The organism is Candidatus Zixiibacteriota bacterium, assembly GCA_021159005.1.
In the GTDB taxonomy this organism is placed as follows: Bacteria; Zixibacteria; MSB-5A5; order UBA10806; family 4484-95; genus JAGGSN01.
In genome coordinates this window covers 1-8041 of the sequence record JAGGSN010000104.1, presented here as the reverse complement: position 1 = coordinate 8041, position 8041 = coordinate 1, and the positions used below count along the sequence as shown (strand labels likewise).

Sequence of the window (8041 nt, the reverse complement as noted above, 5' to 3'; positions counted from 1 at the left end):
TCTTAGTTCGAAATATTTAACAAAATAAAAGATGAAGTGCCGATGTTTATCGGAGTCGCCCAACATCCCGCTGCTCTATGGGTTATGAAATAAGCAAGTTTCGATTGTTTGGGTATTATTTTAAGAACTCAATAAAAAAGGCCGGACAGTAGTGAAAAAATATAAGGAAGTTATTGCTCTATAAGTTTATGAATAATACTAGTTAGTTCTACAAAATCTGTATTCAGGGTTGGTTTATTAGAATATCCTTAGTGCTTTCAATTGCTTCAAGGAATACTTCTACGATAACCGGGTCAAATTGAGTGCCGGAGTTTCTTTTTATCTCTTCAACTGCTTCATCAATGCTTCTGCCTTTTCTATAAGGACGATCAGTAATAATAGCGTCAAAAGTATCGACAACAGCCAACAATCTTCCCTGTATAGGGATATTATCCCCTTTTAACCCATCAGGGTAGCCATTGCCGTCAAAGCGTTCATGATGGTATAATATATACGGCAGGGCAGGCTGCAGAAACTTGATTTCTCTAATGATATGCGCTCCTAATTCGGGATGAGTTTTCATTACTGCTTGTTCTTCCGGTGTAAGCGGGCCGGGCTTATTGAGTATGGCATCGGGAGCTCCGATTTTACCTATATCGTGAAGAATGGCTCCCATACGCAATTCTTTTATCTTATCCTGATTCCATTTCAGGATTTTGGCGATACCGAGAGAATTTTTCCAAACCCGATCAGTATGTCCGGCAGTGTATTTATCGCGCGTCTCAATAGCATTTGCCAGTGCTCCAACAGCATCCAAGTATGAATCCTCGAGTTCGGTATATAGTTTCGTGTTTTCAATTGACAAAGCCGCTTTGCCGGCAAAAAGCGAGAAAGTCGATAATTGCCCGGTAGTAAATTTATGAATATCCTTAGTGCGAATCAGGCAAAGGGCGCCAATGCAATTCCCTTTGACCATTAATGGCTGGAAAATGGATGACTTAGCAATATTCAATCCTATTTGGGCTTGCGCTTCGGCCTCATTTACAATAATCGGTTTGCTATTCATAGATACTTTTTCCGCAAAATCCTGACTGAAACTGCATAAATGTTGATATAAATTCTGGTCTGGGCAAATCACTTTCTGAAGAGCAAGCTGACCGTTTTCCTGTATCAAGTGAAGCGCTCCGAAATCCGCATTGAATTCTTTTAAAGCGGTTTTAAGAATTAAAGATAACTGACGGTCGGGTTTAATTTCAGAACCCATTGCCTCGGTTATTGTATAGAAAGACATTAATTCATTGAGACGGATATTCTCACGTTCAAGTATCAACTGATTAGCCGCTCGCCTGACTGTGGACTGCAAATTTTCCATTTCGAATGGCTTTATTAAATAATCGAAAGCACCGCTTCTAATAACTGATATGGCGTTTTTGATTGTTGGTTTCCCGGTCATCAAAATAATCTTGGCATCAGGTTGATATTTCTGCACATGGAACATAACATCCATACCGGAACCATCATTCAATACAAAGTCTGTAAGTACAATAGAAATATCTTTTTCCTTAAGAATATTGATTGCTTCAGACACCGATTCTGCCAGAATTATATTATAGTTATAATCGCTTAGCATTTCACTGACGACTTGAAGAATAATTTTATCGTCATCAACAACTAATATCGATAATGGTTGATCTATTATTATTGAATCTAATACATCATTCGCAATCAAAGCGATTCCTCCTCGATTCTATTTCATTATCGGCTTATAGAAATCATACTTCGATAACTATACGTTTATTGTTGCATGAATTGGATAATTTTGGTTTAACTATTAAACGGGGGTTGCTGTAAGAAACGTTTTCCCGTAAAAATTTTCTTATTAGACAATCATATTCTTAATATATCCAATATTAGACATCACTACTGTCCGGGTTTTTGTCCGCCTTAGGCGGATGCAATAGTGATGTCATTCCCCCGCCGCGGCGGGGGAATGACGTAAATGGATAATCATCGAATAAGAATCGACTTCTGAAATCTAATTCCTCCTGTCGGCGGACAGGCATGAAATATAATACAATTCAAAAAGTGAAATGCCGATGTTTGTCGGAGTTGCTCAACATCTTGTTGTTGCTTAGATTATAATTCAAGCCGGACGGGAGTGACATTTTATATATTTAAAATATTCCATAACCTTTGTAAATAGTCAAAAATTGCAGCGGGCGACATAAGCCATTGAAACAATATTAGTTAGTCCGTATAGTATTTGGCGATATTCAAATCATTGGTTTTACTCCATAATAAAAACCGGACAGTGGTAAAAATTTCATTAAAAAATATCAAAATGAATAATGGTAATACTTGACAGAAAAAAAGTTCCAACCTATATTCGCCAATAATTAAAATATAACTTAAGCCTGCTTATATTAGGCGGGCTGATATGTGAAAACATGTAGGAGGAATTATTATGAAAGTCAAAATCGACCAGGATCTTTGCAGCGGTGATGCTATTTGTACCGATCTCTGCCCTGAGGTTTTCGAAATGGATGGCGACAAGGCTAAAGTTATTGTCGATGTAGTTCCGGAAGATCTTGAAGAGGATGTCCGTGATGCTGTCGATAGTTGCCCTGAGGGTTGTATCGAAATCATCGAATAACTCTAATAATCTATAGAATAGAATTCTTAAGCCGAAGCAGCAGCGCTTCGGCTTTTTATTTTATCAAATTTTTAAAATCGCGCGGCCTTAACCGTAATAACATAAACCCCGCCAAACTTGAAATAACAAAACCAGCCATTACTTCGGTTTTCGCTCCGAAAAAAACAGCCGCTAAGCCATATATCGCCGGAGCCGCACATAACGACGATACAATAATTGTTATTTTTAATATAATCTGACTAAGATAATCCTCAGTTGGGGGAGCATCATATTTTAAAACAGGCATTAGTAATTGCTTTTTTAGAAAGAACGCTGCCCCTATATCGACAATGGCAATAATTCCCAGTATAATAGTCATTAACTGAGTTATGCCTGAAGGCTCTTGGTTTTTTATAACCGCATAACTTACAATTAGACAAACGATATTAACAGAAAAGACAATTGCCGTCCCGATAACCGCGGCTTTGCCGATTTGGGCGATAATATAATTATCTGTAATCACCTGTTTCGCGCCGTTTTAAAAAATGATTTAAGCAGCTGCGCCGACCGTTCTTCCAAAATTCCGGGAATAACCTCCAATTGATGATTTAGCCTGATATCCTGAACGATATTATACAATGACATACAGGCGCCAAATTTCGAGTCTTTAGCGCCATATACAAGCCGGTCGACTCTGGCTAAAACCAAAGCGCCAGCGCACATTGGGCATGGCTCAAGGCTACTGTAGACTGAACACCCCTCAAGGCGCCAGCTTTCAAGATGGTTTGCGGCGGCGGTTATAGCCAGTATCTCGGCATGCGCGGTTGGATCGCACAAAGATTCGGTGCGGTTGTGCCCTTTACCGATTACCATCCCGTCATGGACAATAACACAGCCGACCGGAACCTCACCCTCAACGGCGGCTCTTTCGGCCTCGGCTAATGCCAACTCCATAAAATATTTGTCATTATCACCAATCATAAGCTATTGATTGGTCTTTTATGAGAAATTCTATAAAAAATCAAATGATTTTAATATATATTTTATAACCTTATGATATATCATAAGTTGTAGCGATAATGCGGGGCTTAGCTAAAAGCAGGCAGACACCATTCCTGTCATCTACAGCTAATCATTGTGGTTTAATGCGTCTTCAGGAGCATTGGTTAATGCGTCGTCAGGAACCCTTTCCTGACGACATCGGCAAAACTGTGCGGTTGGGTGTTCTTACCCGACCGGCTGCCAGGCCTGAAGACCTGACAGCACATCCTAACGCCCCCAAGTTATTCCATGGTTGGCGTACATCCCCCGTGCGCCAACTATATTGTATTTCAGCTACTCATCCTCAACCTTAACCGCCGTGCCGTATGCCAACAGCTCCGCTGCGCCCTGCATCATTGAGGAGGTGGAAAAACGCAAGGTGATAATCGCATTCGCCCCCAGCTTCTGAGCCTCAGCTTTCAGCCGGTCTAATGCCTGTTCGCGGGATTCGGCTATCATCTTGGTATATTCGGTTATCTCACCGCCAACTATGTTTCTGAATTTCGCTAAAATATCGCGCCCAACATGACGGGCTCTTATCGTATTCCCTCTTACCAGCCCTAATACTTCTACTATTTTCTTGCCGTGAATCTCATCGGATGTTACAATTATCAACGTTCGACCTCCTTATAACGTTCATGCCTGCGAGCAAATAACTTCTGTCTAAAAACAGAAACTAACAAAGTAATTGCGCCGATAATGCCGGCGCCGATGCCCAATTTTAATATTGCTGAAACCGAATCATCAAGGAAAAATTTATCGAATAATTCCCATGCCCCAAAGCACAAAATAATTATCAAACCGACAGATAAAAATATCCAGCCGATGCCTCGCTCAAGACGGTTGTAAATGCCGTTCCAGTAGCCTGCCCAGTATCTGTCCGGCAATTCAGAAAAGCGCATATCGTTTGTAACCTCCTTTATTTTTAGCAGTTCATCATACTCTTTACGGCAAAACGGGCAACTATCGAGATGAATATCTAATTCCCGTTCCTGTTCGACAGTAAGCTCGCCATCAAGTTTGCCGGATATATATATATTAGCTTTCTGACAGTTCATTATATTTTCCCCTCAAGCGCCTTTTTTAGTTTTTGACGGGCATAATGAAGACGCGACATAACAGAGCCTACAGGTATGCCCAAAACCTCTGCAATCTCTTGATATGGCATATCTTGAAAATGTTTTAATATAATAATTTCCTTTGCCTCGTTATCGAGTTTTGCTAAAGCCTCCCAGACCAACTTCTTGGTCTCCTTTTTAATATAAGAAATTTCCGGATTGGTTTTTGCAGAGGCGGGCGTATAGGTAAATGCAATATCGGATGAGGAGATGTATTTTTTCCGTACCGATGTCGACCGCAGCGCATTCTTGCACAAATTCGATAAAATCGTAAACAGCCAGTTCTTGAAACTCTGGCTCTCGTCATAACGTTCCAGCGATTTATATGCTTTTACGAATGCTTCCTGCGAAAGGTCGTAAGCATCCTCCGGATTGCCAATCATGCCAAGCGCATAATAGTAAGTGGATTTTTTATAGCGTTCGACTAAGACCTTGAATTTCATAAGATTACCACTCCGACACTCATCCACAATAACATTATCCCTTATTTCCGTTTCTTTCTTCATAAATAAATACCCCTTGCGGGTTATATTATTCAATTATTTCGATTTTTTCCATTTTTTTTTCAATAAATAAAATGCAATAGTGAATCCGCCGCCGCGGACGAGACTGTCTATGGCGGATGTCGCCCACCAGATACAAACAAACCCTTAGTCTGTGACGTTAACAGAATTGTCAGAATTAACTTCCGGCAGCACAGTTCAAATTTATGAATCATTAATCACAAGCCCAAAATTTATAAGCATTTCTACTTAAGCTTTCTTGACATTTCTTGTCGATAATGATAAGTTATTTATATGCAATCGATGGCGCCATATCAAAGGCGGGTGGTACTCGTCTTGCTGGCGATTATTCTTATCGGTTTGATATTAACAATAACCGACCGTCAGCGGCAAGCAATGAAATTTGATATTAAAAGTTTTTTGGATGGCTATAAGCATACTGCCGTATTGGATACATCCAAAGCGGTTGTGATAGCCCAAACAAATGCCTTAAAGAAAACTCAACCTGCCGGAAGGCAGGCACAGCCTGAAGGAGATTTACAGATTGCCGATGGTTATGGAGAATCATCTATAAACATTAATACTGCTGATGCCGGAGAATTGCAGATGCTTCCGGGAGTGGGACCGGTTTTAGCACAGAGAATTATCGCTTTCAGGGATTCCGCCGGCGCTATTAATAACGCTGATAATCTGCTAAAAGTTAAAGGTGTTGGCCAAAACAAATTAACTAAGATGTTAAGGTATATAAGTTTTGAATAAGTTGGCAATTGACATAAAGGATGGGTATGCGGTGATTGCAGCTGGCGGCGATTTTGAGCCTGAGTTCATCAAGATCGATTTTAAGGAGTCCGATTTTATCGGCAATTCTGAGAATGATGATTCTGATATGCCGGGACTTTTCGATTTGGGCGGCGAACATGCAATCAAGCTTTATGATGAAGCCGATGAAATAACCTTAATTGTGCCGATGCGTTTTTCGTTAGTGAAGCCTGTTTCTATCAGCCAAGCCGCCATAAAGACTTATGGCGATGAGTTCTTAAAATGGGAAGCCTTTCAACAGCTCCCGGAAGAATTGGGACGATTCACCTTTGGCTTTAACAAATTAGCCGAAAGCTATGACAGTAAAGTAATTAAGTATATGTATTATGCTGTTCCCTCCGATTTTATTGAGGTTCTAAAAGATTTTGCCGCTCCGGATTCTGCCAAGAAAATCAGCCTCGATTCAGAGGCTATGGGGCAGTTTAATATGATAAATCATATCACAAACAGCAGCAGTTTCTGTACCGCAATTTCGCTCGAACATGACGGCGCCTCAATTGTGATATCTAATAATGGCGATTTTTTAAGCGGACGGTTTATAGGCCGTGAAAAATCCAATCTTGCTGATGAAATAGCATTTTATATTATGGGACATGCTTCCGAGGGAATAACACCGCAAGCGCTTATTTGCGGGGATCTCAATCAATTAGATGCTATTGGCAAAATTTCCTGGGCTGAAATGCTTAATGTACCGGAATCGATTAGCAAGATAAAAAAACCAGAGTTAGTTCCAACCGGAGTATTTGCCGCTGTCGCCGGCTTACTCATGTCAAAATAAATCGCAATGAGAATTATCGCTGGAAAGTATAAAGGCCGAAAACTTGTCTACAATAATGATAATTATTTCAGGCCAACGCTCGACAGGGTTAAGGAATCAATGTTCAATGTATTGGGAGAGGATGTTGTTGACAGCAATATGCTGGACCTGTTTTGTGGCGGCGGTTCGCTTGGTTTAGAGGCATTATCGCGGGCGGCGCTTCGGGCAGCATTTGTCGATAACAACAAGCAGATTTTAGAAATTGTTAAAAAAAATGCGGTAAACCTTAAAACCGAACATAAGGCGAGATTTCATCTACAGGACGCTTTTGAATTTTTGCAAAATTACAGCGGCTTAAGTTTCGATATTATTCTCGCCGACCCGCCGTATAATTTGGAATGCGGCAGTAAAATTTGCGAACTGGCCGCGGCCAAAGATATTTTAAGAATTGGGGGGATTTTAGTGTTGGAAAGGTCTAAGCAGGAACATCCTCAGCAAAATATGCTAAAACTCGTTAAACAATCGAAATTCGGCCAGACCCAGGTCGATTATTATATTAGAGAGGTTTAAAATGCGAACAGCTTTATATCCGGGAACATTCGACCCGGTTACACATGGACATACTGATATTATAGAGCGGGCGCTGGCTATTTTCGATAAGCTGATAGTCGCCGTTGCCTGCAATCTCACTAAGGAAACAACTTTCTCGGTCGAGGAAAGGCTTGACCTTCTAAAAGCCGTTGCGGGAGATAAAAAGAATATCGAAATTGTCGCTTTCGAGGGATTAACCGTTCATTATGCGAAAGAAAATAATGTCTCTGCCATAATCAGAGGCTTGAGGGCTGTCTCGGATTTTGAATATGAATTCCAGATGGCGTTAATGAACCGCCGTTTGGTGCCGGAGATTGAAACTGCTTTTCTTATGCCGCGCGGCAAGTATGCCTATCTATCATCCTCATTGATTAAGGATATTGCGCAGTTTGGCGGCGAGGTTGATTTATTCGTAGCTGATATAGTTGCCCGTAAACTTCGAGAGAAATTGGCTGGTAAATAGCCGCGGTCTGATAAATTATATGATATGATGAGCTAACTGCCGGTTAGGTTGTTGACAAAATAATATCTTATGTTTTAGGGTAATATAGCCGGAGTTTAACACTTGCGTTTTGATAAGGCACAGCGCTGTAATATGTTA

12 protein-coding genes are annotated in these 8041 nt (G+C 40.7%); 5 read left to right on the top strand and 7 right to left on the bottom strand.

Annotation, left to right across the window (positions count from 1 at the left end; translation table 11 throughout):
• Window positions 1-223: 223 nt before the first annotated feature.
• Together J7K40_06840 and J7K40_06835 are read right to left on the bottom strand one after the other, a co-directional pair.
• A complete protein-coding gene (locus J7K40_06840; protein MCD6162113.1) occupies window positions 224-1708 on the bottom strand; it encodes a response regulator in 1485 nt (494 codons plus the stop codon).
• A gap of 181 nt (window positions 1709-1889) precedes the next feature.
• Window positions 1890-2042: a hypothetical protein gene (locus J7K40_06835; protein MCD6162112.1), complete on the bottom strand. Its 153-nt coding sequence runs from the start codon at window positions 2040-2042 to the stop codon at window positions 1890-1892.
• Between the two features lie 401 nt (window positions 2043-2443).
• Between J7K40_06835 and J7K40_06830 the strand changes: the two genes are divergently transcribed.
• Window positions 2444-2632 (top strand): ferredoxin, encoded by a 189-nt coding sequence (locus tag J7K40_06830; GenBank protein MCD6162111.1) that lies wholly within the window; start codon window positions 2444-2446, stop codon window positions 2630-2632.
• Between the two features lie 55 nt (window positions 2633-2687).
• Here the strand turns inward: J7K40_06830 and J7K40_06825 are convergent, their stop codons facing one another.
• From J7K40_06825 to J7K40_06805, 5 genes are all read right to left on the bottom strand, one after another.
• Window positions 2688-3134 (bottom strand): hypothetical protein, encoded by a 447-nt coding sequence (locus J7K40_06825; GenBank protein ID MCD6162110.1) that lies wholly within the window; start codon window positions 3132-3134, stop codon window positions 2688-2690.
• Window positions 3131-3592 (bottom strand): tRNA adenosine(34) deaminase TadA, encoded by a 462-nt coding sequence (gene tadA, locus J7K40_06820; GenBank protein ID MCD6162109.1) that lies wholly within the window; start codon window positions 3590-3592, stop codon window positions 3131-3133. Before tadA ends, J7K40_06825 begins: the two co-directional genes overlap by 4 nt.
• Before the next feature lie 354 nt (window positions 3593-3946).
• Window positions 3947-4267, bottom strand: coding sequence for a YbjQ family protein (locus J7K40_06815; protein ID MCD6162108.1), 321 nt, complete (start codon window positions 4265-4267; stop codon window positions 3947-3949).
• Window positions 4264-4710, bottom strand: coding sequence for a zf-HC2 domain-containing protein (locus J7K40_06810; GenBank protein MCD6162107.1), 447 nt, complete (start codon window positions 4708-4710; stop codon window positions 4264-4266). Before J7K40_06810 ends, J7K40_06815 begins: the two co-directional genes overlap by 4 nt.
• Window positions 4710-5276: an RNA polymerase sigma factor gene (locus tag J7K40_06805; GenBank protein ID MCD6162106.1), complete on the bottom strand. Its 567-nt coding sequence runs from the start codon at window positions 5274-5276 to the stop codon at window positions 4710-4712. Before J7K40_06805 ends, J7K40_06810 begins: the two co-directional genes overlap by 1 nt.
• Window positions 5277-5567: 291 nt before the next feature.
• Between J7K40_06805 and J7K40_06800 the strand changes: the two genes are divergently transcribed.
• Genes J7K40_06800 through coaD form a run of 4 tightly spaced genes read left to right on the top strand, consistent with a single transcriptional unit; the run spans window position 5568 to window position 7903 of the window.
• Window positions 5568-6032: a helix-hairpin-helix domain-containing protein gene (locus tag J7K40_06800; protein MCD6162105.1), complete on the top strand. Its 465-nt coding sequence runs from the start codon at window positions 5568-5570 to the stop codon at window positions 6030-6032.
• A 1-nt stretch (window position 6033) separates the two neighbouring features.
• Complete coding sequence (locus tag J7K40_06795) at window positions 6034-6870, top strand: hypothetical protein (GenBank protein MCD6162104.1); 837 nt, start codon at window positions 6034-6036, stop codon at window positions 6868-6870.
• Between the two features lie 6 nt (window positions 6871-6876).
• Complete coding sequence (gene rsmD / locus J7K40_06790) at window positions 6877-7419, top strand: 16S rRNA (guanine(966)-N(2))-methyltransferase RsmD (GenBank protein MCD6162103.1); 543 nt, start codon at window positions 6877-6879, stop codon at window positions 7417-7419.
• A gap of 1 nt (window position 7420) precedes the next feature.
• Window positions 7421-7903, top strand: coding sequence for a pantetheine-phosphate adenylyltransferase (gene coaD / locus J7K40_06785; GenBank protein MCD6162102.1), 483 nt, complete (start codon window positions 7421-7423; stop codon window positions 7901-7903).
• Window positions 7904-8041: the final 138 nt, after the last annotated feature.

Bases quoted from the DNA above. Each gene is read 5' to 3' on its own strand.
- rsmD (MCD6162103.1), top strand. From the start codon at position 6,877: ATGAGAATTATCGCTGGAAAGTATAAAGGCCGAAAACTTGTCTACAAT.
- J7K40_06830 (MCD6162111.1), top strand. From the start codon at position 2,444: ATGAAAGTCAAAATCGACCAGGATCTTTGCAGCGGTGATGCTATTTGT.
- J7K40_06800 (MCD6162105.1), top strand. From the start codon at position 5,568: ATGCAATCGATGGCGCCATATCAAAGGCGGGTGGTACTCGTCTTGCTG.
- tadA (MCD6162109.1), bottom strand. From the start codon at position 3,592: ATGATTGGTGATAATGACAAATATTTTATGGAGTTGGCATTAGCCGAG.
- J7K40_06835 (MCD6162112.1), bottom strand. From the start codon at position 2,042: ATGCCTGTCCGCCGACAGGAGGAATTAGATTTCAGAAGTCGATTCTTA.
- J7K40_06810 (MCD6162107.1), bottom strand. From the start codon at position 4,710: ATGAACTGTCAGAAAGCTAATATATATATATCCGGCAAACTTGATGGC.
- J7K40_06805 (MCD6162106.1), bottom strand. From the start codon at position 5,276: ATGAAGAAAGAAACGGAAATAAGGGATAATGTTATTGTGGATGAGTGT.
- coaD (MCD6162102.1), top strand. From the start codon at position 7,421: ATGCGAACAGCTTTATATCCGGGAACATTCGACCCGGTTACACATGGA.